Below are 22,931 nucleotides of genomic sequence, written 5' to 3'. Positions count from 1 at the left end.
ATCTACAACAACAATCTTTACAGTACCAGAAGCACCATCAGTAATAGTAAATGCAATAGGTTCAGTCTCACCGACATGAATATTTTCAGGAGTTACACTCACTGTAGATTCATTCTTGGAAACAGTGAAAGTTGCAGTAGCGTTGGAAGCACTGTAGTATGAATCACCTGGGAAAGTTACAGTAACATTGTAATCACCAGCAGCTAAACCAGTTACATTAATAGGACTGCCATCAGCAATTGCAACAGACTCATATTTTTGTATTTCAGCACCACTAGTTGCATTTACAATAACAATAGTTACAGTACCGGTAACACCATCAGGACCAACAGTGAAAGCAATATGTTCAGTCTCACCTACATAAATATTTTCAGGAGTTACAGTAACTGAAGTTTCACCTGGAGCCAGAATATTTATAGTAAGAGTACCATTGGATGCCCAATAATATTTGGTAGTTTTATTATTATAATAGACAGTGTACTCTCCACTAGCATCAGGCAATACAACATTAGTAATATTAGCTACACCATTTACCACATTACCAGTATATACTTGACCATTAATGGTTACATTTATAGTACCGTTTTGAACAGGATCTGGTTGACCGGTTCTGGTAACATTAAATGAAATCACATCAATGGTTTGACCTGCATAACCTTCTACAGTTACATCAGATACATTAGTACCATGATTTGCTCTTGCACAATGGAAATCATCAACGCGAGAAGCAATATAAGTGTAATATGAATCTGCATAATGAATAGCTTGAGCTTGATAGTCACCTTCCTCTAAGTGTAAAAAGTCAATTAAAGTTTCATTAGTGAATAAAGCTACACCACTTGCATTGGTCTTTTGTGTAACATTCATTATAACAGTATTACCCTTTTTAATGATAAGATTGATAGTAATTCCTGCTTCATGATTGTCAGTTCTAGTAGATGGATTATTGGTAACCTCACCATTCTGATTCCAATATGTTACATTTTTCAAACTAGAAATAGTTCCCTCGGAGTAAATCCCATTTAAAAGATTATCATTACCAGTAAAAGTAACAATATATTTATGGAAAGTACCACTATTTGAATCTTTGGTTAATGTAATTGAATTGGATGAAGCTTGGTTATCTATAATCTTAGAATTAGAAACACTTAATGTTCCCCAACTAGATAGATAAATAGCACTACCAGTTTGTGCATAATTATCAGTGAAAGTACAACCATCAACAGTTACATTACCGTAATTAACATAAATAGCTCCACCATGGGTTTCACTACCTACAGTAGCATTACAATTCTCAAAAGTACAATTAATGATATTTAATCTGTAAGTTCCAACATCTATTGCAGAACCAATGGAATTTTTGAAATGAATGTTCTTCAGAGTAATAGTAGTATAACCACCAACATCGATTATTCCATGTTCATACCTGAAATTATTTACAAAATTACCATCAAGTGTGTATCCAGCCCCATCAAGTGTGAAGGCTTTTGAAATGGTAATGGCATCTTCAGAACTTCCCTTGGTATAATTGTTAGTCAAGGTATAACTATTTCCTGCACTATTAATTGCATTTTGTAACTGAGTAAAAGTACCTGGAGCCTCTAATATTTCATCAGAGCTAGGTGCATCTAAAACTTCGTCATTACTATCTGCTTCAACAGTTTCTATATCATTAGATAAATCAAAAACGTCGTCATTTACACCAGTATCACTAACATCTGCTGCAGCAATAGCTTGAACAGAGCATAATAGGATACTGATAAGTAATACAAACAAAATTTGTTTTTTCAATTTATCCATAAAGTCTCACCATAATTTTCTATAAAGAAATATTCATCTAAACAATTGCTTGCCTAAACAAAAACCTCTTATAATAATATACAATGCAACTTCATTAGAAAAAAATATTGTTTATTTAATCCCTAAAAATCATCCTTTAACTTTCACGAATAAATAAATCTTTATCTTAAACCTAACTTTTCAAGATAATAAAAAATTTAACCGTTAGCTAAATATTTTCAAAACCCCTAGTTACATTTCAAGTTTCGGAAAATAAAAATTATTTTCCATAGCAAAATGCAATTTTGCTATCAAATATATTATAATCACTCATAAAAATATATTATATAATATATTCTAATGATATTTAAATATAAACATATATTTAAAGTTTACTACAATCTGAATAAATTTTATAACAAAATAAACCAAAAATAAGCAAAATAGTATAAAAAAAGTAAAAAGAATCAATGAAAAAAGAAATGAAGGAAAAAATAACTAAAACCATAATTATTCCAATGAAGAAAGAAAATGAATGTAAAAAAATGATAAAGAATAGTAAAAATTATTTCAAAAATCATCTCTTAAGATATTGGCCTGGATTTATGAAATCATCCACTGAATTTAAATAATCGGTCTGAATCTCATCAATTCCCTGATTTTTTGTGTCATAATCGAAATACTTGTCCAGATCAATTAGGAAATCATCGATTTCTAAAAGGATATAGTCAGTGCAAATTGATTCCCTTATATTCTTTCCGACCTTAATCATATGTATGTTTTCCTCATTGAGAATATGAATGATGAATTCCTTAACTGTTTTGAATTGACGTTCACGTGTTAGAACCATAAACTCATCTAAAGGATATAGGTGGTCATTCCATTTTTCCTTGAAGTTGTCACAAGCCTTCTTAGGCCAAACCTTTGGCCCTTTGTGTATGTAGTATTTTCCCTGTTTAAAGACATTAAGCTCTATTGTGAAGATGACATACTTCTCCTCATCGGTCCAATAATCATATTTGAAAACTGAAAACTCTTCCATTTCTATCTTTTCACAAATGGATTGGATTGTCTTTAGAAGCTGAGGGTGTAGGGCATCTGCAGGCATATCAGGAATAGGGAATCTGATAAGCAAAGTCTGGGTCTCCCTATCCTTAAAGGAATCAATCAGGTACTGGGCGATTTCCTCATTGGATTTATTTGAGAGATGCTCCTTTTGAAGTGGGTGGAAGAATTCGATTATCTTTTCTTCCCTTTCTTTCTCATCCAAGGCATCATCATCCAGGACATCCAAAAAGTTTCTTGAAGCTACAATGAAATCAACATACCTTTCCATTCTTAAGGCCGCACCAACATTCCTGTTCTTATCAGTTGGGTCAATGAAGACAAGAGGATCCTGCTTGAAAATGGCATTGCTTCCTGTACCGAAATCCTCCAAATCTATTAAGGTGTGCCTTTTCCAGTTTTGAGCAGCTCTTAAAGTTTTTTCAAAAGTGCCATACTTTAAAATAAGTAATTCGCATAAATATCCTGCAAAACCACCTGTCTTGAATTCAGAGCCATATGTGCCTACTGCATCCATGAATTTCTTAAGCAATAGAACCTCATCTTCCTGGTCTTCACTTAAATGCTTTTGAATGTATCTTGTATGCAAAATGGTTCTATCAACAGCAGAAATGATTGATTGGCCTTCTTCAATAGCATAGCAAGGAACTATATCAACTTCAAACCCATCTATGTCACAGGTCAAATAAGGATGGGAGGCATAATGTTCTGATGCATTTCCATTTAATGCATCATTGGCCTTGTATGCAATCTCCAAACCATTTTTCTTTAAGTCATCCATTTTTGTTTCAATAGGAAAACTAATGAAAATGTCTATATCAGATTTACCTCTTAACCAAGTGTTTTTTGCAACAGAACCAACTGCGTTGGCTTTTGCATCAATGCCCTTTTTTTCACAGAGATCATTAATAAAATCAATTACCTTTTCAGTTGTTTCATTAATTGCATCAATCTCCTCAGGAGTTGGTCTTAATTCTTTTAATATTGATTCATAATTCATTGTTTAGTTCCTTTAGTTAATTGTAAAATCTGATAAATTTATTTTATAATTATATTATTATCTTTATTAGTTTTATAATTTTAGAATTTTATGAATATATAATTTAAAAAAAAGAGAAGAAAATTAAAAAAAATAGTTTTAAAAAAAAAGAAAAAAGAAGAAGAAATAGGAAATAAATTAGTGGATTTAGTCTAATTTCTCTTTCCAATCCTCATTGTCATCATTAATGTTCCTTAATCTGTAGAACCTATCTGTGACTATTTCACATGCATCATACATATCTCCGAAGCCATCAGCACTTTTTCTGCTTCTAGCTATACGGCTACTGCGGATTCCGATATCTGAAGCTTCAGAGTAAGCGTCAATATCTGCTCCTATGAATACGAATTCCCATCCGCTGCTTTCAATTAAATTCTTTATTTGATCCCTTTTGAACTCTCTGGAAGCATTTTCATAACCATCAGAAGTTATGATGCACATAGCTGATCCCACTTTGTTTTTATAGGAGTTTACAGTTTTTCCGATTGAATCAAGCAAGGCGGTTAATCCTCTAACGTAATAGTCTTTTTCAGTAAGTGGCTCAACTTTAGATATTGGCTTTCTGGAGTATAAGACTTCATACCTGTCATCAAAGAGAATGGTTGTTACAAAGATATTATGGTTTTTCATTGCCTGCCTTTCGATGAAAGAATTGAACCCCTTAATTGTATCAGTTTCACTGCCTCCCATAGATCCGCTTCTGTCTAAAATGAAGAATAGATCCATTTCTTCATCTTCAATTCCAATGTTTGCAAGTTTTTCATCACTGTAATCATCTACAACTATTTTATTTTCATTTTTCATATAATTACCCCCATTTACATTAGTTTTAATTTTGTTTTCTTGGCTTTCTTCATTTAAATTTTCTTGCATTTCTTCAAGATCAGAGATTTCACCAGAATCTTGATTATCTATTTTTACACTTTCATCATCCATAAAATACCCCCTTTAGTTTAGATTTTAAAAGTAAAAATTTTTATTTTATCAACATCCACTCCCCCTTTAATGTTTATTTTAACAGCTAAGGTGATTAATGGTGTATTCTTAAACATAGCGAATGTTGAAAAATGATTAGCAAACTAGATATCAACCCCCTATTTGAAGTCATTTTTCTTCGACAAAATTATTATGTACTTCATAGTATATAAAGATGTCCTTTTTTTTAAGAACAGATGAATAAAAATTAAGAACATGATAAAAATGTTCATGGATTCATTATTTCAAACATCAATTTGTGATTAAAAAAATAGATTAAAATTAAAAAAAGAAAAGTTTAAAAAAATAAATAAAAAGAAATGAAAAAAGTAAAAAAATTAAAAATTTAATTATCCTACTTTGTCAATTTTGATTGGACCGTCGTTTTCTGTGTAATAAAGTACATAGGTTCCTGGTTCCATTCCTTTATATTGACCTGTTTCATTTTCTGAGACAATGAATGTTTGCTTTTTCAATACATCGCCCTCATCTATAGCATCAGAGCTTGCATTTGCATCATTTACATCATTGACTGTTTGATTGTCAATAATTGCAGATGCATTCACGTCTGTAGTATTGACAGTTAAATTTTCAGTTATGTTGTCAGTTAAATTTTCAGCATTATCAGTTAGGTTTAAATCAAGAACATCGCTGTTAGGAACAAAATTCAATGCAACAAAACCAACAACGATAAGTGCGATTAATGCAATAATAAAACCAATTATAAGTTTCTTATTCAACATATTGAACCTCCTTAATGAAATTAATAAATTAAATAAATTAATTCTTAATAGTATATATGTATAAGATAAATTTAAAAATATCTATTTTTTATTACAAGAAAGAATAATTCAATCCCAAGAAAACTAAAAATATCTATTTTTCTGCAATTTTTTCATCCCTTCTTTCATAAACAAACTTAGGAACAGCATGCTTAAATGGATCAAAGGTTTCAGGATTCTTTACTTCAACACATTTCATGCTTACTTTAGAGTGAAGGGAACTTGGAAGTCTTAGAATTCTCTTTAAGTCAATGGTTACCTTTGCATCGATTGTTGCAAGGTTTACTCTTGCCATCGCATTCACCATATCCTTATATCTTCTTGGACCAATAGCTTGCTTGAATGATCCCCAATCATCATCGTAAAGGTAATCCCTATTTTTTACCATGTCCTTCAATAATCTATTGTTGATGCCATCAAGCTTTTCATCCCCCTTCATGTGAAGAATATTGTATTTGATCTTTTCAGTGAAAATCGCAGGATATGCAATTGGAATAGAGAAATGCTCAAAATTATAAGGCTTTCCACCAGGAGTGATATTGGGATACTGTGATTTAGGAACTTCAGCACCAGCAACATACTTCAAAACCTCTCCTCTTAAATCACTGTCCGCCTCCATCATTACGGGGTCAAGTATCCTTATGTGGAATCCTCTACCAGAATAAATGAGATGTATGTTCTTAAGGCCCAAATCACCTTTTAAAGTGTCTAGCATGATGTTAACTCGCTCAAGAGCTTCCCCTAAGCAAATCTCACAGACTCCATCGCAATTGCATGATCTAATAGGCAAATCCTTTGCATCAATATCAAATATGTATTCTGCCTTTTCCCATCCTCCACGATTTCTCGGATTTGCATAAAATGCTACAGAAATATAAGCTGCAAACGGGGCTTTGGATCTTAAAAATCGCTTGAGCGGTCTTGTTCCGAAAAACACTTTATACCGGTCATTAGGACCTTGACCAAAATGGTCAAAACCGAATTCCCTTTTAGTGATTCCATCAGCGATAAAGTCAGGAATATCCTTTTCAGACCATTCCTCTCTGTAGTATCTCCTTCTTTCCTGAACACTTGATTGGCCAAACATGAAAATCACCAAGGAAAAATTTATAATTCTTAAGCTTAAGCAATCTGATTTTCTAAATAAAGTTTTTAATTGAATAAACAAATAGTATATATAAGTAAAAATATTTATGATTTATATAATACTTAAAACTTATTGTAATGAAAAATAACTATAAAAAGATAATTAAAATCTAATCATGAGGAAGAGAATATGCTAAGTGAAGAGGAACTTAGAAGACTTATTGAAAGCTTGTCAATAAGGGAAATCATAGAGCCTGCACTGGATAATTGGATTCCAAATGAATCAACTGGAAAAACTATCATAAATCTGGAAACAGGAAAGGTTCAAGGAATAGGATTAAGATTCAATGAATTGCTTGACATTAACTATTCAAGCGAACATATTGAACTTTATAAAATCGAATCTGAAGAAGAGTTGTATGATGAAGAAGAGATTTTAAATGAAGAGGAATATGAAAGATTCATTGATTTTAAACTAAAAAAAGAAGAGAATAATGAGAACTATGATGACTATGACCCTGAATTACTAAACGAATTCTGCAAAATCGAATCCATAGATAAAAAAGAAAGACAGATAAAAATCTTAATTGAAAACTACGAGGATTATCATTTTGAAAACTATCAGGACTTTGAACATTCCATAATCCTAACATACTACGATGAGGACGACTACACTTATTAATAATTTCTTTAATATTTTTAGAATATGGCCTATTCTTTTGAATCCCCTTTAGAACTTTCATCAGAAGGCAATTCCCCATTCTTGCTCATTATCCATTTTTTCCTTGAATAATAACTCAATGGATTGTTTATCTTAGCGCAATCCTTATTTTCCTTACAAAGATGAGGAAGATGCATCTTAATCTTTTCACAACTCATAGGAGTGTACCATTTGGTCTCTCCCTCATTTTCAAGACTAACTTCCTCATGCATTCCAAAACCTAATTTTGAAATAATATTTATCTTTTCCTGAGGCTGGTCTTCAAATAAAGGAGGCGTACAGTTGTCTGCAGCTTCAAAAATAAGTGGCAAAATCTCATTTAAGGTAATGTTCAGGTTTGTATCAATATCAGAAATCTTTACGGTTCTATCTGAGCCAAAAATACCTGGATACAATCTTGCATAAGATACAAAAGAAGTTAATAGCAATACGATTGCATCATTTCTTCCACCAGATGAAACACCATTTACAGTATTTTCAATGCATGGAGGGAAAGCTTCCCTAATGAGTTTTCCAATTTCCATATTGCCGTAAGCTCCACCGCTTGCATAATAAGTGCTGTATTTAGCTAATGATTCTGTAATTGTCTCATCAAGCATTTCACCTAATTCCACAATTGCAGGATGCATTTCAACAATAGCTAACTGATCCTGAATGGATTTAATGTAATTTTCAGTATTCTGCATCAATATCTTAGTTAAAATAAGCTCTCTTAAATTGTCTCCAATCAAGATGTCATAAATCCTATCTGGAGACCTATCGCTGAATTCATCACCAAAGGAGTAAACAAACTCTTCCCTATCCAAAACTATTTCTCCATTCTGCAGAACAAGATCTGTCAAGGACAATTTCTTAGTGGCAATCAAATCCTTTAAGAAAGACCATTCAATGCCATCTTGAATAAGCAAATCGCTTAAAATCTCTTCTACAACCTCTTTCCTTTCAGATAATGGAAGCCTGATTAATCTATCCTCAATCATCAGACCTTGAGATTCCACAAATAGCTTCACTTCACGGGAACCTGGCCTGAACTTGTTTGCAATGGCTTGTGCCAATATGTGAAATACAATGGTATCATATTCAGCAATTCTTTCATTGAAAAAGTAAACATAATCGTTAGGATTGAAGTCCTTGTTGTTTTTACGTTCAATATACCATTTTATACGATTTAAAGCCAAATCTACAAGAGTTTCAGGAACAACCTCCTGATTGGAAATGGTCTGACGATTTGTATGGATAACAATATCCATAAGATCATCATTATGTGAATATATCTCTTCAAGACCACCTAATCCCCTTACAATATTCCTTCCTTCCTGTGATAGGGGATTCAAATAAGAAACTAAAACCATTCAATTACTCCTAAATCTCTTATGAATTTATAAATATTGAGTATTTTAAAAAATCGACTTTATATATTATACTATAATTCAATACATTTAAATAATTTTTTATAATGAAAATTTTTAAATGATTAAAATATTGATTTAAACCAGTTGAATTATAAAAAACTTGTAAAATTATAATTAAATTAAAAAATAATGATTATACAATTAAATTTACTTGAAATATTAGCAAATATTTAAATAAAATCAAAATAAAAAGAGTATCTATGGATTCAAAAGGAATAATTAATATAGAACTTTTATTTTGCACATTGATTGTGATTCTGCTTTTAATTGTCAATTTGCCTATGATAGAAAAAGGCATTAACGCAAATATTGAAATTCATGAAAACAGCAAAGGAAGATTATTGGCAAAGCACATTGCAAATTCCATAAATGAAATTAATTCAAATGAATATGGATTCAAGAAAAAAATCAAATTGCCAGAATCAATTGAAGGAAACTTTTATGAGGTAACTGTAAATGAAAGGGAGGCAATAGTTGAATTTAATAATAAGAAAGGAAAATCAGCAATCAATCCAATTAGACTTGTAGATGCAAGCAATAGATCAATAGAGAGCATTGAATTATATAATGGAAGAACCTATCTGATTGAAAAAACATTTGTAAATGACAATCAGACAAATACAATAAATCAAAGTTCAATTTTAATTAGGCAAATAAGCAATTGATATTTAATGATTTTCAAGCTATTATCAAAGGAAAAATTATTATGAAACTAGACAATAAAGGACAAATAAGTGTAGAATTACTGCTATTGATTAGTTTTGCACTTATTTCAGCAATCCTATTGGCAAATGCAATAATCGATGCAAACGAATTGAATGTGGTAATGGCTTCAGCAAGAAATGGGGCTTTTGAGGGAATTTCATCAAATGGATTGGCAATTTATCCTAAAGACTCATATGAGAACTACTCAAAAGATTTCAAGAAACACTCATTGCTTAGAGAAAAGAATATTAAGATAGTTAAAATCAGCCAAACAGTCAAAGGAAAAGACAATTTCAATCGAACTAGAATACAATTGAAGATTTATGCATCATCTCCAGAAGTGAAAACTAAAGAGGAAAAGGAAGCGGTTGGAGACCGTATAAATTATAATGTTAGAAAAAGCATTACACAATCATTCAAGAGTGAGAATATTACAAATAAGCTGTTTAATCCTGCATTTTCAAATAAATACAGTTTCACTACTGCAAATGTGGTTTGGGTTTGATGATAAAAAATTAAAAAAAGAGAAAAGAGGAAAATAAAAAATTAAAAAAAGAAATAAAAAATTGAAAAAGATAATAAAAAGAAAAATAAAAAATTAAAAAAAAGGATTTAGGAAATTATCCTAAATAATAGAAATAATCCTTTAAATGGATGAATTGTGCAAATGTTTGGTTATGGGTAACTCCAGGCATTAAAATAGCTACAATTATTCCAAGTATACCAAATAGAATGCCAATACCCCAAATCATCATTACAGCAGTCTTTTCATCAACAGGTTTTCTTAAAACAAACCTAATCAATGATTTGAATCCTTGTTCAGGCCTTACCAATTTTCCATCATCATTAAGTTGGGTAGGCTTATGCTGTTGCCTTTCCATAACTCCTGCACTGTAGAATTTAAGTGCTGCATCAATGATATTAGGTAAAAGAACAATGAATGCAATCAATTTTACCCTACCGATAAATGCAATAGCTGCAATGGTTGCCCCAATGATAAGTGTACCTGTATCTCCAGGGAAAACCTTAGCAGGATACTTGTTGTAATAAAGGAAAGCGATCAATGTACCTAACATGCTCATGCTTATAATAGCTACATCATACTTTCCAAGGATGATACAGCTGATTGTAAGGGAAGTCATTGAAATAACTCCAAGACCTGATTCAATACCATTCAATCCTGCAAGCATATTGGTTAGGTTGGAACAGATTGAAACAGCTATTGGAATCAAGAGCATGTATAAAAGACCAACATTAGGAGGTGCAATCCACCATAATGGAATACCTGCTAAAAAGAGCAAGAACAACTTTTCCTTAGATGACAAGACAATCAAGTCATCCACCATACCAACAATCCCAACAAGCAGAACTACAACAAGAACAACCAGCCATTGGAATGTCAATGTTGGAAAGAGAATTATACCTGCAAAAATTCCTATAATGAAACCGAATAATATTCCCATACCACCCATTTCAGCTACAATAGGCCGAGAGGATTTATGAATATCCTTTCCTATGATTTCCGCCTTCTCAAGCTTGCGGATAAGCCATGGCATAACTAAACGAGTACTGATAAATGATAAGATTCCACATATCAAAGCAATAACAACTAAAGGCAATGTGGGAATTGAAATTAAACTTGACATTTTTACACCAAATATTGTTTAATCTAAATTATTTCAATAATGATAAATTACTGATAATCTAATTATTGAAAATTTAATAAATTTATTAATTTAATTAATTTATTTTTTATTACTTATCTTAAATAAACTTTTTATAAAATTCGTGACATTGAAAAAATAAAAAATATTTGAAAAATAACTAAAACCTTAAAAAAATAATAGTATATCTACATACGACAAATCCAAAATAGTTAAATTATGATTAAAATTTATTATATTAAAGTTATGGTAAATTAAATTAAAAGAACATGCCATAAGTATTAAAAATATTAATAATTAATTTTATTTTTTTACTAATGAATTTTTTGTTAAAAATTAAGGTTAAAATAAGCATATTTTATAAAATTTTTTAACTCTAAAAATAAAATTTTAGAAAAAATTTAATCAAATAAAAAAAATGAAATCGAAAAATTATAATCTTAAAAAAAAGTTCATTCAAATAAAAATAAAAAAGTAGAATGAAAATTGTGAATTTAAATTAAAAAAACTAAAAATCATCTTTTGTTTAAAATATAATAGATAGATCTGATAGGAATATTAAGCTCTTTAGAAATCTCTTTAGGTTTTGAACCTGCTTCTTTAAGTGATTTGACTTTTTGCCTGCATTCATCATCGTATTTTCGTCTATAATGCTTTACAGTGATTCTTTCTGAATATTTGGATTTTATATAATTAACATTTGAAACAGGCATGTCCAATATTTCTGCAATTTCAGGAGAACGTTTTCCTTCATTAAACAAGCCAACGACCTGATTGATTTGGGTTATTGAATATTTTTTCTTGCCCCAATTATATTTCATCTCAATTGAAACCCCTAAATTGTCTAACGCCTTAATATAATCAGGGGAAATCCTATTATAAATGCTTTGAGGACAAGTGATTCTTTTTAAAGAGGGATAAGTGTCCATCAATTGAATAATTCTTTGAGAGGTGAGTTGAGATGATATATGAACTTCAACAGCATTAATGTCATAATCAGAATCAATTTCTAAAGGCTTTTCATCAAAAATATCCAATTCCTCTTTTGATTCTGAATCTAAATTATCATAATCGATTTCATCATCGAAATCATCATAGTCTTCATCGTCGAAGTCATCATAATCTTCAAAATCATCATCTTCATCATAAAAATCATCAAATTTTACCATGAAAACACCTTAAATAAAATAAAAAAAGAATGATCAGGATTTATTTTTCACCAAATCAATAAAGTCTCTGGAACGTTTTGTATTTGGCTTTCTAATAGCTTTCATATGATTTATTTCACGTTTAATGCTTTTTTCACCAACTTTAAAAGCATATGAAACTTCCTTAATGCTGTAATCTGAATTGGTGAATACAATAGCTGGTCCCACTGCTGCATAGTTCAATTTAATGTTTAAGTTCTTGATTCTGCTTTCGAACTTAAACTTCTTATGCAATAGCAAATCCATTTCTTCAACAGCTAAAATATGCTCTTTCTCCTTTTCCCTTAATAAATCCACAACTTGTATGTGGGGATTTGAAAAAACTTTCCTTTGTTGCCTATCAATGTCTCCACGGATATATGGGAAAGGTGAACCATAACGTTTACGCCTATCTTGAGAAGTGCATAAGTAGTATTTGGAAATGTCCCACAATATTAATGTAGGTGCAATGTCTGCAAAGATTTTTGTTTTGATCTTTTCCCTTTTCTTTAAGTCTTTCTTTAAGCTCCTATCCAAATTGCCGAACTTATCGATTAATCCCAATTCCTCAAGGGTATTGTTGATCTTATCATTTCTCCAATCGTCCAAATCGCTGGAATCTATAAAGTCCGGCTTTTCCAGATTCACTGAATATATGATTTCATCATAGATTTTTAGATTATTCAAATCCTTTATTGTTTCTTCAAAAATAGCTTCGCCATGACGTTCAACAATATCTTCTGCATGCTTTACATAAGCTAAAGCCAAATTAGTGCATGTATGCTTATCATTGATGATTGTAGGTTTGGTTCTACGGAATTCCAATCTTTCTATACGGACACTCTTTCCGAATCTTCTTCTAAGCTCATCTTCATAGCTATCTGCAAATTCACTGTCGAGAGGCACTCTACGAGTAATTGTCCTGCCATTCTCCTTATACTTAACAATAGGAGTGACTGTTTTTACAACCCCTCTTCTTTGTTGCTTCAAGATGTTTAAGACCCTTTTAAAGGATTCTCTGCCCCAACTGGACAAGCCGGACATTAGAACCATATAATTACCGGATAATGGGAGATATGGAATTATTTCCAACCTATGAATTCCAGAATGGTTTATTTTAAACTCAAAATCCTTAGAACCGCATTTGCATGTTTTTCCTCTTTCCAAGTAACTGCTTACCCTATAAGACTTCTTACACTCATTGCATCTGATTTTAGCGTATTCCTCTAAATTGCCTAATGCAATCTTATGGGCTGAAATTGCGTATTTAACCCTATCAAAACTGTTTTTCTTAGCTGAAGCCTTATTTCTAAAGATTTGATTATGGCGGTTGATTTCTCCTAATTCCTCATAGTCCACTTCATCACTGACACGAGAGCCATAACGATTTAAAGACCTGAATGGAGCAGTATAACCGCTTTCATCCATGCTTTCCTTCATTTCCTGAAGCTTATCCAAATTAGACTTGAGAAGTTCATAGATTTCTAAGAATGACTCTAAATCCTTAAAATCATTCTTTAGATTAGTTAAATCTAATCTTTCCTTCTCTATTTGATTTAGAAATTTTTCAGACTCTGTTATCATCAATGATTCATCCATAATATCACCGTGAGGACTTTTATAGGTTTGCCGCCAATAACCTATAATTTTTTAGGATATTATAAATTAAATTTCGTTTAATATAAAGATTCACTTATCTATTCTTAAAATAAATGAAAAAGACAAATTACATTAATAATTCGCCGATTTCACAATCATCTGGAGTTAAGATAGCTGCACTTTCAGTAGCCATGATCATTCCTTCAGACAATTCTCCCATGAGTTTAGCAGGTTTTAAATTGGTTACAACAGGTACCATTTTGCCAACTAAATATTCTGGAGCATATCTTTTGCCTAAACCTGCAATTACTTGAATGGTTTTGTCTCCAATGTCAATTTGAGTTCTTAATAACTTGTTAGACTTTTCAATCTTTTCACATTCTAAAATCTTACCTATCTTGATTTCCACTTTAGCAAATTCATCAATACTAATTAAATCCATTTTTTCACCTTCATCATCTTTAGACTCTTTACTCTTCTTGTCGTCTTTAGATTCGTTTTCTTGAGTCTCTAAATTCTTATATAATTTTTCTTTTTGCTCTTCAATCACTTTATCTTCAATCTTTTTAAATAATGGTTTTGCCTTGTTGATTTCATGGCCGGTTTCCAAAAAGACTTTCGCATCATCCCAAGTGTTTTCAGTTGGAATATTTATTATTTCACAGATTGCATCTGCCTTGTTTGGAATATATGGCTTTAAGAGTACAGCCATTGCCTTACATAATTGATTGGATAAGTATAAGCAGTTTGAAGCTTTTTCCATATCTTCTTTTACAGCTTTCCATGGCTCTTGGTCATTGAAGTACTTGTTACCTTTTTTAGCAGTCAATATGATTTCAACCAATCCTTCCCTGAATTTCATGTCAGCTATCAAGTCACCTACCTTATCAGGCAATTCCCTGATTGCTTGCTCAAATTCCAAGTCAGCTTCAGATGGGTTCTTGTATTCAGGAACCTTTCCATCAAAGAACTTATTGGTGAAAGTGAATGTTCTGTGGAGGAAGTTACCGATTACATCAGCCAATTCATCGTTTACTCTTCTTTGGAATTCATCCCAAGAGAAGTCAGTGTCCTTATTCAATGGAGCGTTGATTGTGAGGTAGTATCTTAATAAGTCAGAATCAAAGTCCTTTACGAAGTCTGCCACCCAAACAACCCAGTTCTTGCTGGTGGACATCTTTCTGCCTTCAAGAGAGAGGAATTCTCCTGCAAAGATGTCATCAGGCAATTTGCAGTCACGTCCAAGCAACATTGCAGGCCAGAACAATGAGTGGTGGTAAATGATATCCTTACCTATGAAATGAACAACGTGTCCGTTCCAATAGTCTTCCCATGGAATGCCTGTTCTTCTAGACCAAGCTGCAGCAGAAGACATGTAACCTATGAATGCTTCTCCCCATACGTAAATGACTTTTCCTTCTGCACCTTCCAAAGGAACTGGAATACCCCACTTCATGTCACGGGTCATGATCCAGTCCTGAAGACCTTCCTTCAACCAGTTTTGAGCATAGTTCCTTACATTTGGAGGCAAGTATGGGTTTGTGCTTATGTATTCTTCAAGAGGCTTTTGGAAATGACTTAATTTAAAGAAGTACTGTGTACTGTCACGAATGACTGGAGTGTTGCCGCAGGTCAAACATTTAGGTTCAACGAGTTCAATAGGGTCCAATGCCCTTCCACAAACTTCACAGTGGTCTCCTCTTGCTTCGGCACCACAGACAGGACAGATTCCTTCAACATACCTGTCTGGAAGGAACTTTTCACAGTTTTCACAGTAAAGCTGTTGGATTGTTTCCTCATAGATCAAGCCCTTGTCATAAAGGTACTTGAAGAAGTTCTGTGAGATTTGATAGTGTATCTCATCAGTTGTCCTTGCAAAGTTATCAAAGGAAATGTCACAGCTATTGATGTCTTCTACAATCATGTCATGGTAACGTTTTGCAACCTCAATAGGTTCCTTGCCTTCAGCATCTGCCTTTACAGCAATTGGTGTACCATGCTCATCAGTTGCACAAACCATCAATACATCATTTCCAGCCATACGGTTGTATCTTGCATAGATGTCAGCTGGAATGTATGTGGATCTTAAATGCCCTAAATGACATGGTCCATTTGCATATGGAAGTGCACATGAAATAAATATTTTAGTCAATTAAATCCTCTCCAATAAATCTTATAGTATTTTTAATTAATTTTTAAATGCTTTTTAAGTTTGAATAATTATAATATTATAATAAAACATTTATCACTATATTATATATTTACAGTAATATAAATAAGTAGTGATTTTCAAGGAAAATAACGCAAAAATAAAAATTAAATATTGCAATTAAAGTTAAAAAAATATATTTTTCCATGTAAAAAAATAGCCAATGGAACAAAATTAAAAAAAGAAAAAATGAATTTGAATTAAAATGTAAAAATAAAAATTAAACATTGCAAATATAATTAAAAAAAGAAAATAAAAATAAATAAAAAGTTTATTTAATTATCAAACTTCTTACTTACTTCTTCTACAGCCATTACCAATGGATCAATAACCATAGACACTGGAGGTGCATAAGCAAACTCCATATTGCTTAATTCAAAGCATGTAAGCTCTTCAGTAATGGCTAAAGTCATGGTATCGATTCTTTCAGCCACCCTTTCCTCTGCAATGATTTGACATCCAATGATAGTACCATCTGCATCACAGATGACCTTTACGTTCATTGGCTTTGCATTCGGATAGTATCTTGCCCTTGTCAATGCTTCAACCTTTGCTACAACTGCCTTGATGCTGTTTTGCTGAGCAAAGCTACGGGTTAGACCAACTGCTCCAAACTCCAAATCACCCACTTTAGTAACCATGGAATTCAAAACAGGATTGAATCTGGAACGTTTTCCTGCAAGGGTTTGTGCCAAGGTTTTTGCTTGCCTTACAGCAGTTGTACCTAATTGGGAAACGGTGTTTGATCTAAGTATTGCACTGTATGATTCCACACAGTCACCTACTGCATAAACATCTGGAACACTTGTTGCCATTCTGTCATTTACAAGAACAGCCCATCTTCCACAGTCACAGCCAGCCATTTTAGCAAGGTCCAATTCTGCCCTTACACCGGTAGCCAAGATGACCATATCTGCATCCGCTTCAGATCCATCTTCAAAGACTGCAGTCTTCACTTTGCCTTCTTCGCCCTTAAGCTCAATGATAGGCTGGCCTAAAACCACATCAATGCCTTCACTAATCAAATAGTCTGTGATGATTTTAGCCATATCAGGGTCAAGGGAACGTGGAACGATTTGAGGCAACATCTCACATAATGTTACCTTAAGACCCATCTTCTTGAATGCATAGGCTATTTCAATACCGATTAATCCTGCACCGGTAACCAAAGCGCTTTTACAGTTTTGAGACCATTCCTTGACTTTCTTACCGTCATCCAAAGTTCTTATCTTGAATACTCCATCCAAATCCACACCTTTCATAGGTGGCACAAATGGACTTCCACCGGTAGCCAATACCAATTTATCATAGCTCATGGTCTTCTCTACACCATCTTTGGTGGAGTAGGTAATTGTCTTTTTAGCTGAGTCAACTGCAGTGACTTCAGTCTCAAGCATTACATCAATGTTTTTTGCCTTATAATCGTCAACAGTCCTCATTACAATATCATCAAATGAATGAATATTATCTGACAATACGTAAGGAATGGCACAAGGGGAATAGGATACATGATTATCCCTTGTGAGCACAATAATTTCAACTTCTTTATCTAATCTTCTAAGGTTTGAAGCTGTGGATATTCCTCCAGCTCCACCACCAACGATAACAACTTTCATTTGCTCAAATCCTGAATAAATACATTATTTTAATAGTTAGTTGAATTTTGGAATATAAACATTCTAATAAATTAATAAGAAAGAATTAATCAATTTTAAACAAAATGAATTAATTTGAAAAATTATTGAATAAAAATTAATTTAAAAGAGAATTAATTATTATTAGAATTATATTAAATTTTCTCAATTCTATTATATATACTATTCTTTAACAAAGTAAATGATTTAAAAAATAGTTAAAAAAAGATGGAAAGAAAATGAAAAAATAAATTAAAAATATATTAAAAAAAGAAGAAAAAAGAAAAAACAGCATAAAAACTATAAGTATTTTACACCATCTTTAGAGCCGATAATGACCTTATCAACCATTTCAGTAAACAATCCATTCTCTACAACACCAGGAATGGTATTCAACTCTTTTTCCATAGGTATAGGATTGTCTATTTCACCAAAAGCAACATCCAAGATGAAGTTGCCGTTATCAGTTATTACAGGCCCATCCTTAGCTTGACCCATTCTTATGTCCACTTTACCACCCATATCCTCCAATGCCTTTGTTACAGGATTTAAAGACTCTGGAATGATTTCAATAGGAAGTGGGAAAGCGCCTAAGACATCCACAAGCTTGGATTCATCTGCAATGATAACAAGCTCATCTGCAGAATAATCAACAATCTTTTCTAAAGTGTGTGCTGCTCCTCCTCCCTTGATTAAATTGAAGTCTGGATCGATTTCATCAGCACCATCGACAGCCAAATCTATTTCATGTTCACTAAGGTCTGTAAGTGGAATGTTCCATTGGCGAGCAAGCAATCTTGATTGGAATGAAGTTGGAATACCAATGACTTCAATTCCCTCATCCCTTACTCTCATACCTACCTTTTCAATAAAGTAAAGGGTGGTTGAACCTGTACCAAGCCCTAAAACCTGACCGTCTTTTACCAAATCAGCTGCAGCATAACCGCAATCCTTTTTCATTTGACTCATAATTAACACCAAATAATTACTAATACTATAATCTATTTATCTTGAATTTTAACAATGCATTTAACCAATGCGTTTCCTTTAGGACAGTCCTTGAATTTTCCCAAATCCTTTACATACACTCCCTTTTCCTCTTTGGAGATTCCATCTGGGAAACACATATGCCTATAGTCACAGTCCTTATTTGAACATCCTTGACGCTTGAAGTCAAAGCTTGATCCTTCAAAGACTCCTTTTGAATCGGTTAGAATAGTGAATTCCGCATTTTCAACAGCAACAACCTGCACCTTATCATTCTCATGGACAGGGCATTTCTGTTCAACATCCCTAACTTCTGTAATTGTATACCTATGACCTGTCTTTAGGGAGTCTACGCATGATGCCTTGAACCTGCATTCCAAACAGTCCTCTGCGGGCTCATAAAATACAAAGCTCACTCCTTCCTTTGCCAATTCCTTTCCAATCAATGTAATCATATAATCATCCAATTTAAATTCTTTTACTTAATTAACATGCCAATTTAAAAAGATGAATTCTTTTGTGTATTTTTATAGAATTAAATGACTTCAGTCTTCTTAGCCAATTTAATTGCAGCATCTCTTGTAAGACCATTATCTCCTAAAATTGTATATCTTTCTGGCCTTATTGTATGGGCAATTGTCAATGCCTCAATGATCTCATCATCATCAACACCCAATTCAGCTGCAGTTGTTGGAGCACCAATTGTCTTTAATATATTTTGAATGGATCTCCAGTCTCCACCATGCAAATGCATCATCATGATTGTTCCTACACCACATTGCTCACCATGCAATGCTGGCTTTTTGGCAACTCTATCCAAAGCATGGCTGAATAGGTGTTCAGAACCGCTTGCAGGTCTTGATGATCCTGCAATGCTTATTGCCATACCACTGCTGAACAATGATTTCACTACAATTCTTGCACTTTCCTCAAGCCCTTCCTTTATGCTGTCAGAAGACTTTATAATGAGTTTTGCAGTCATTTCAGACAATGCAGCAGCAGACTCGCTGTAAGGTTCATTTCTTAATCTGTATGCCAATTTCCAATCCTTTATTGCAGTGTAATTGGAAACTATATCTGCACAACCTGAAGCAATTAATCTAAAAGGAGAATCGTTAATGATGCCTGTATCAGCAACAACAGCCATAGGAGAATTAGCGCTTTTGGAAACTGAACCGATATCATTCTTTATTGAAGCCATTGGTGATGCTATACCATCGTGGGAAGCTGTTGTTGGAACGGAAATGAAATAGTTATGTGCATTTGTGGAAGCAAGCTTTGCTACATCAATGATCTTTCCACCACCTACACCTAATACTACAGAAGCGTTAGCTATTCTTTCTTGCACCTTTTCAACAGACTCCATTGAAGCATCATTGACCTTTACAACTTCAACTCCAAAGTCAGACTTTTCCAAAGCTTCTACTGTACGCTTACCTGCCACATCAAATGTATGAAAACCGGATACGACAAGAGCTTCATCAAACAAGCGTAAATTCTTGCATATTTCACCTATGTCATCAAGGACATTAGGTCCAATATGCACTTCTCTTGGCATTTGAATTGTTTTAGAATCCATATTATCTCCTTAAAAATTAATTTTCCATTGAATAAATTTTTAGAATCTATAATATTCCCCAATTAATTCTCCATAGAATAATTTTTTAGAATCTATAATATTCTTAAATTTTTAGCATGTTATTTAATATTATTTTAATATTTGTTTACAATAAATTAAATAAGTTTTGTTTTAAATGCATAAACTGAAAAACTATATAATTAATTAAAAACATATTAATAGTATTATTAAATATAATTCTGTCCCATTTAGGGGGATAAATTTTATTAAACTTATTATTTTATGAAAATTAGGTGATAATGTGGAAAATTTTAGTGAATGGTTCCATGACATTTTAGAAAATGCAGATATAACCGATTCAAGATATCCTATTAAGGGAATGGCTGTATGGCGTCCTTATGGATTTCAAATCAGAAGAGCAACCTTAAACATATTCAGAGACTTGATGGACAAAGAGCATGACGAAACCCTATTTCCTTTACTCATTCCTGAAGCAGAACTTGCAAAAGAGGGAATTCATGTAAAGGGATTTGAGGATGAGGTATATTGGGTTACCCACGGTGGCCAAACAGAATTGAACGAAAAGCTTGCAATCAGACCAACCAGTGAAACTGCAATGTATCCTATGTTTGCATTATGGGTAAGATCACACATTGACCTTCCTATCAAGCAATATCAAGTTGTAAACACATTCAGATATGAAACCAAACATACAAGACCTCTTATTAGGGTAAGGGAAATAACTACCTTTGCAGAAGCTCACACAGTTCACTCAAGTGCGGAAGAGGCTGCAGAACAAGTAGAAACCGGAATCGAACTCTACAAGAAATTTTTTGACGGGCTTGGAATCGCTTATCTAATCAGCAAAAGACCTGTTTGGGACAAGTTCCCTGGTGCAGAATACACCATGGCATTCGATACAATCATGCCTGATGGAAAGACCTTGCAGATTGGTACTGTTCACAACTTAGGCCAAACCTTTGCACATACCTTTGAAATCACCTTCGAAAACAAGGAAGGAAACCATGAATACGCTTACCAAACATGTTACGGAATATCCGATAGGGTAATTGCAGCAGCAATTGCAGCTCATGGAGATGAAAAAGGTCTTCAATTGCCTCCAGAGATTTCACCAAAGCAAATCACTATCATTCCAATCATCTTCAAGGATGGTGGAGATGAAGTGATGGCTAAATGTAATGAAATCAAGGATGCATTGGAAGCTAAAGGAATAAGAGTCCAAATGGATACAAGAGACATCAGGCCTGGTAAGAAATTCTTTGATTGGGAACTCAAAGGAACTCCTCTCAGATTTGAATTAGGTCCAAGAGACTTAAACAACAATGTTGCAATCCTTGGAAGAAGAGACACCGGTGAAAAGATTGAAGTAAGCTTAGATGATGACATTACTGAAAAGGTATCAGACTTATTGATTGAAGTTGAAGAAAGCATGAAAGCTAATTCATGGGCTAAACAGGAAGAGAAAATAGTCACATTAGACAGTCTTGACAACGTATCTGACATTGTAGATGAAGGAAAAGTCGTTAAGTTCTACTGGTGTGGAGAAGAGGAATGTGGAAAAGCGATTGAAGAGGAAACCGGAGTGGATATCCTTGGTATAAATGAAGAGGATATTGAAACCGATAAGGTCTGTCCACATTGTGGCAAACCAGCTAAACACCTTGCTTTAATGGCTAAAACATACTAATTAAAAAATATTTAAAATTAATTTAAATCAAGACATTAGAATCATAGAGGAATGGAAATGGATAAGATTTATGCAATAATTCCAGTGAACCAATTTGCAAATGCTAAAACAAGATTATCTCCTTTCTTATCACCTGAAGAGAGAAAAAATCTTTTAAAGGCAATGCTAAAGGACATTGCAATCACATTAAAGCCTATTGTAGATGATATCATAATAATAAGTAAAGATGAAGAGGTTTTAGCATATGCAGAGGAATTGGAACTTACTGCACTTGTTGAAGAGGACCATAAGCCATCAAAGACTTCAAAAAATGGTGATGAAGGACCTTTAAACAAAGCTATAAAACAAGCTATGAAATGGTGCAGAAAGAAAACAAGAAAAGTAATTATTTTACCATCTGACATTCCATTGATTGGAAAAACTAATATCAAGCTTCTAATTGATCAAGCCAAAAATCTTGATTTTATCATTGTTCCTTCAAAAGGTGGAGGAACCAATGCATTGATCATCAAGCCATTATCCATTGACATGAAATTTGGAGGATTCAGTTTCAAAAAGCACATTGAAGAGGCTGAAAAGAAGAAATTGGTCCCATTGGTTCACGACTCATTCTATATGGCACTTGATGTAAACACAACTGAAGACCTTGGAGAAATCATGCTTCATGGAAATGGAACAGAAACCAAGAAGTATTTGGAATCGCTTGGGATTAAAGTGGAATCATGTCATGGCCATGAGAGACTTAAAGTAACTAGAAATGAATAATTTTTAACTATTTAACTTTTTTTAATTTTTAATTT

19 protein-coding genes are annotated in these 22,931 nt (G+C 32.9%); 5 read left to right on the top strand and 14 right to left on the bottom strand.

Annotated features, from left to right (window positions below; genetic code table 11):
• The 5 genes from IJI80_RS06520 to priS all read right to left on the bottom strand — a co-directional run.
• Window positions 1-1,800, bottom strand: a 1,800-nt coding sequence (locus IJI80_RS06520) for a hypothetical protein (protein ID WP_292788678.1), incomplete at its 3' end; no start/stop codon positions are given.
• 556 nt (window positions 1,801-2,356) lie between these two features.
• Window positions 2,357-3,844 carry a CCA tRNA nucleotidyltransferase gene (gene cca, locus IJI80_RS06515; RefSeq protein ID WP_292788676.1) on the bottom strand — a complete coding sequence of 496 codons (1,488 nt, stop codon included), beginning with the start codon at window positions 3,842-3,844 and terminating at the stop codon, window positions 2,357-2,359.
• 186 nt (window positions 3,845-4,030) lie between these two features.
• Window positions 4,031-4,819: a vWA domain-containing protein gene (locus IJI80_RS06510; RefSeq protein WP_292788674.1), complete on the bottom strand. Its 789-nt coding sequence runs from the start codon at window positions 4,817-4,819 to the stop codon at window positions 4,031-4,033.
• Between the two features lie 389 nt (window positions 4,820-5,208).
• Entirely contained in the window at window positions 5,209-5,601 is a 393-nt protein-coding gene (locus IJI80_RS06505; RefSeq protein ID WP_292788672.1) for a hypothetical protein, read from the bottom strand.
• Between the two features lie 133 nt (window positions 5,602-5,734).
• Window positions 5,735-6,727, bottom strand: coding sequence for a DNA primase catalytic subunit PriS (gene priS, locus IJI80_RS06500; RefSeq protein WP_292788671.1), 993 nt, complete (start codon window positions 6,725-6,727; stop codon window positions 5,735-5,737).
• A gap of 189 nt (window positions 6,728-6,916) precedes the next feature.
• Here priS and IJI80_RS06495 point away from each other — a divergent pair, with 189 nt between their 5' ends.
• Window positions 6,917-7,408 (top strand): hypothetical protein, encoded by a 492-nt coding sequence (locus IJI80_RS06495; protein ID WP_292788670.1) that lies wholly within the window; start codon window positions 6,917-6,919, stop codon window positions 7,406-7,408.
• Window positions 7,409-7,437: 29 nt separating this feature from the next.
• Here IJI80_RS06495 and IJI80_RS06490 read toward each other — a convergent pair whose 3' ends face one another.
• Window positions 7,438-8,799, bottom strand: a complete 1,362-nt coding sequence (locus IJI80_RS06490; RefSeq protein ID WP_292788669.1) for a DNA primase — start codon at window positions 8,797-8,799, stop codon at window positions 7,438-7,440.
• A gap of 260 nt (window positions 8,800-9,059) precedes the next feature.
• Between IJI80_RS06490 and IJI80_RS06485 the strand changes: the two genes are divergently transcribed.
• Together IJI80_RS06485 and IJI80_RS06480 are read left to right on the top strand one after the other, a co-directional pair.
• Window positions 9,060-9,524 (top strand): hypothetical protein, encoded by a 465-nt coding sequence (locus tag IJI80_RS06485; RefSeq protein ID WP_292788667.1) that lies wholly within the window; start codon window positions 9,060-9,062, stop codon window positions 9,522-9,524.
• 41 nt (window positions 9,525-9,565) lie between these two features.
• The gene (locus IJI80_RS06480) at window positions 9,566-10,069 is read left to right on the top strand and encodes a hypothetical protein (RefSeq protein ID WP_292788665.1); all 504 of its coding nucleotides are present in this window, start codon (window positions 9,566-9,568) and stop codon (window positions 10,067-10,069) included.
• A gap of 115 nt (window positions 10,070-10,184) precedes the next feature.
• Here IJI80_RS06480 and IJI80_RS06475 read toward each other — a convergent pair whose 3' ends face one another.
• The 8 genes from IJI80_RS06475 to IJI80_RS06440 all read right to left on the bottom strand — a co-directional run bounded on the left by IJI80_RS06475 (window position 10,185) and on the right by IJI80_RS06440 (window position 20,423).
• A complete protein-coding gene (locus IJI80_RS06475) occupies window positions 10,185-11,210 on the bottom strand; it encodes a glycosyltransferase 4 family protein (protein ID WP_292788663.1) in 1,026 nt (341 codons plus the stop codon).
• A 533-nt stretch (window positions 11,211-11,743) separates the two neighbouring features.
• Window positions 11,744-12,397 (bottom strand): hypothetical protein, encoded by a 654-nt coding sequence (locus IJI80_RS06470; protein ID WP_292788661.1) that lies wholly within the window; start codon window positions 12,395-12,397, stop codon window positions 11,744-11,746.
• 33 nt (window positions 12,398-12,430) lie between these two features.
• The gene (locus IJI80_RS06465; protein ID WP_292788659.1) at window positions 12,431-14,014 is read right to left on the bottom strand and encodes a DUF530 domain-containing protein; all 1,584 of its coding nucleotides are present in this window, start codon (window positions 14,012-14,014) and stop codon (window positions 12,431-12,433) included.
• Window positions 14,015-14,141: 127 nt separating this feature from the next.
• Complete coding sequence (gene metG / locus IJI80_RS06460) at window positions 14,142-16,166, bottom strand: methionine--tRNA ligase (RefSeq protein ID WP_292788657.1); 2,025 nt, start codon at window positions 16,164-16,166, stop codon at window positions 14,142-14,144.
• Between the two features lie 332 nt (window positions 16,167-16,498).
• The gene (locus tag IJI80_RS06455) at window positions 16,499-17,839 is read right to left on the bottom strand and encodes an FAD-dependent oxidoreductase (protein ID WP_292788655.1); all 1,341 of its coding nucleotides are present in this window, start codon (window positions 17,837-17,839) and stop codon (window positions 16,499-16,501) included.
• A 318-nt stretch (window positions 17,840-18,157) separates the two neighbouring features.
• Window positions 18,158-18,826, bottom strand: coding sequence for a ribose-5-phosphate isomerase RpiA (gene rpiA, locus IJI80_RS06450; RefSeq protein ID WP_292788654.1), 669 nt, complete (start codon window positions 18,824-18,826; stop codon window positions 18,158-18,160).
• A gap of 32 nt (window positions 18,827-18,858) precedes the next feature.
• Window positions 18,859-19,299, bottom strand: a complete 441-nt coding sequence (locus IJI80_RS06445) for a UPF0179 family protein (protein ID WP_292788652.1) — start codon at window positions 19,297-19,299, stop codon at window positions 18,859-18,861.
• Between the two features lie 80 nt (window positions 19,300-19,379).
• A complete protein-coding gene (locus tag IJI80_RS06440; protein WP_292788650.1) occupies window positions 19,380-20,423 on the bottom strand; it encodes an NAD(P)-dependent glycerol-1-phosphate dehydrogenase in 1,044 nt (347 codons plus the stop codon).
• A 301-nt stretch (window positions 20,424-20,724) separates the two neighbouring features.
• Here IJI80_RS06440 and proS point away from each other — a divergent pair, with 301 nt between their 5' ends.
• Together proS and cofC are read left to right on the top strand one after the other, a co-directional pair.
• A complete protein-coding gene (gene proS / locus IJI80_RS06435) occupies window positions 20,725-22,131 on the top strand; it encodes a proline--tRNA ligase (RefSeq protein WP_292788649.1) in 1,407 nt (468 codons plus the stop codon).
• A gap of 57 nt (window positions 22,132-22,188) precedes the next feature.
• Window positions 22,189-22,896, top strand: coding sequence for a 2-phospho-L-lactate guanylyltransferase (cofC, locus tag IJI80_RS06430; protein WP_292788648.1), 708 nt, complete (start codon window positions 22,189-22,191; stop codon window positions 22,894-22,896).
• Window positions 22,897-22,931: the final 35 nt, after the last annotated feature.

The organism is Methanobrevibacter sp. (assembly GCF_017432245.1).
GTDB lineage: Archaea > Methanobacteriota > Methanobacteria > Methanobacteriales > Methanobacteriaceae > Methanobrevibacter.
Note: the sequence above shows the minus strand (reverse complement) of the source record. Positions and strands in the feature narration are given on the sequence as shown.

Bases quoted from the DNA above. Each gene is read 5' to 3' on its own strand.
- cca (WP_292788676.1), bottom strand. From the start codon at position 3,844: ATGAATTATGAATCAATATTAAAAGAATTAAGACCAACTCCTGAGGAG.
- IJI80_RS06510 (WP_292788674.1), bottom strand. From the start codon at position 4,819: ATGGATGATGAAAGTGTAAAAATAGATAATCAAGATTCTGGTGAAATC.
- IJI80_RS06505 (WP_292788672.1), bottom strand. From the start codon at position 5,601: ATGTTGAATAAGAAACTTATAATTGGTTTTATTATTGCATTAATCGCA.
- priS (WP_292788671.1), bottom strand. From the start codon at position 6,727: ATGTTTGGCCAATCAAGTGTTCAGGAAAGAAGGAGATACTACAGAGAG.
- IJI80_RS06495 (WP_292788670.1), top strand. From the start codon at position 6,917: ATGCTAAGTGAAGAGGAACTTAGAAGACTTATTGAAAGCTTGTCAATA.
- IJI80_RS06490 (WP_292788669.1), bottom strand. From the start codon at position 8,799: ATGGTTTTAGTTTCTTATTTGAATCCCCTATCACAGGAAGGAAGGAAT.
- IJI80_RS06485 (WP_292788667.1), top strand. From the start codon at position 9,060: ATGGATTCAAAAGGAATAATTAATATAGAACTTTTATTTTGCACATTG.
- IJI80_RS06480 (WP_292788665.1), top strand. From the start codon at position 9,566: ATGAAACTAGACAATAAAGGACAAATAAGTGTAGAATTACTGCTATTG.
- IJI80_RS06475 (WP_292788663.1), bottom strand. From the start codon at position 11,210: ATGTCAAGTTTAATTTCAATTCCCACATTGCCTTTAGTTGTTATTGCT.
- IJI80_RS06470 (WP_292788661.1), bottom strand. From the start codon at position 12,397: ATGGTAAAATTTGATGATTTTTATGATGAAGATGATGATTTTGAAGAT.
- IJI80_RS06465 (WP_292788659.1), bottom strand. From the start codon at position 14,014: ATGGATGAATCATTGATGATAACAGAGTCTGAAAAATTTCTAAATCAA.
- IJI80_RS06455 (WP_292788655.1), bottom strand. From the start codon at position 17,839: ATGAAAGTTGTTATCGTTGGTGGTGGAGCTGGAGGAATATCCACAGCT.
- rpiA (WP_292788654.1), bottom strand. From the start codon at position 18,826: ATGAGTCAAATGAAAAAGGATTGCGGTTATGCTGCAGCTGATTTGGTA.
- IJI80_RS06445 (WP_292788652.1), bottom strand. From the start codon at position 19,299: ATGATTACATTGATTGGAAAGGAATTGGCAAAGGAAGGAGTGAGCTTT.
- IJI80_RS06440 (WP_292788650.1), bottom strand. From the start codon at position 20,423: ATGGATTCTAAAACAATTCAAATGCCAAGAGAAGTGCATATTGGACCT.
- cofC (WP_292788648.1), top strand. From the start codon at position 22,189: ATGGATAAGATTTATGCAATAATTCCAGTGAACCAATTTGCAAATGCT.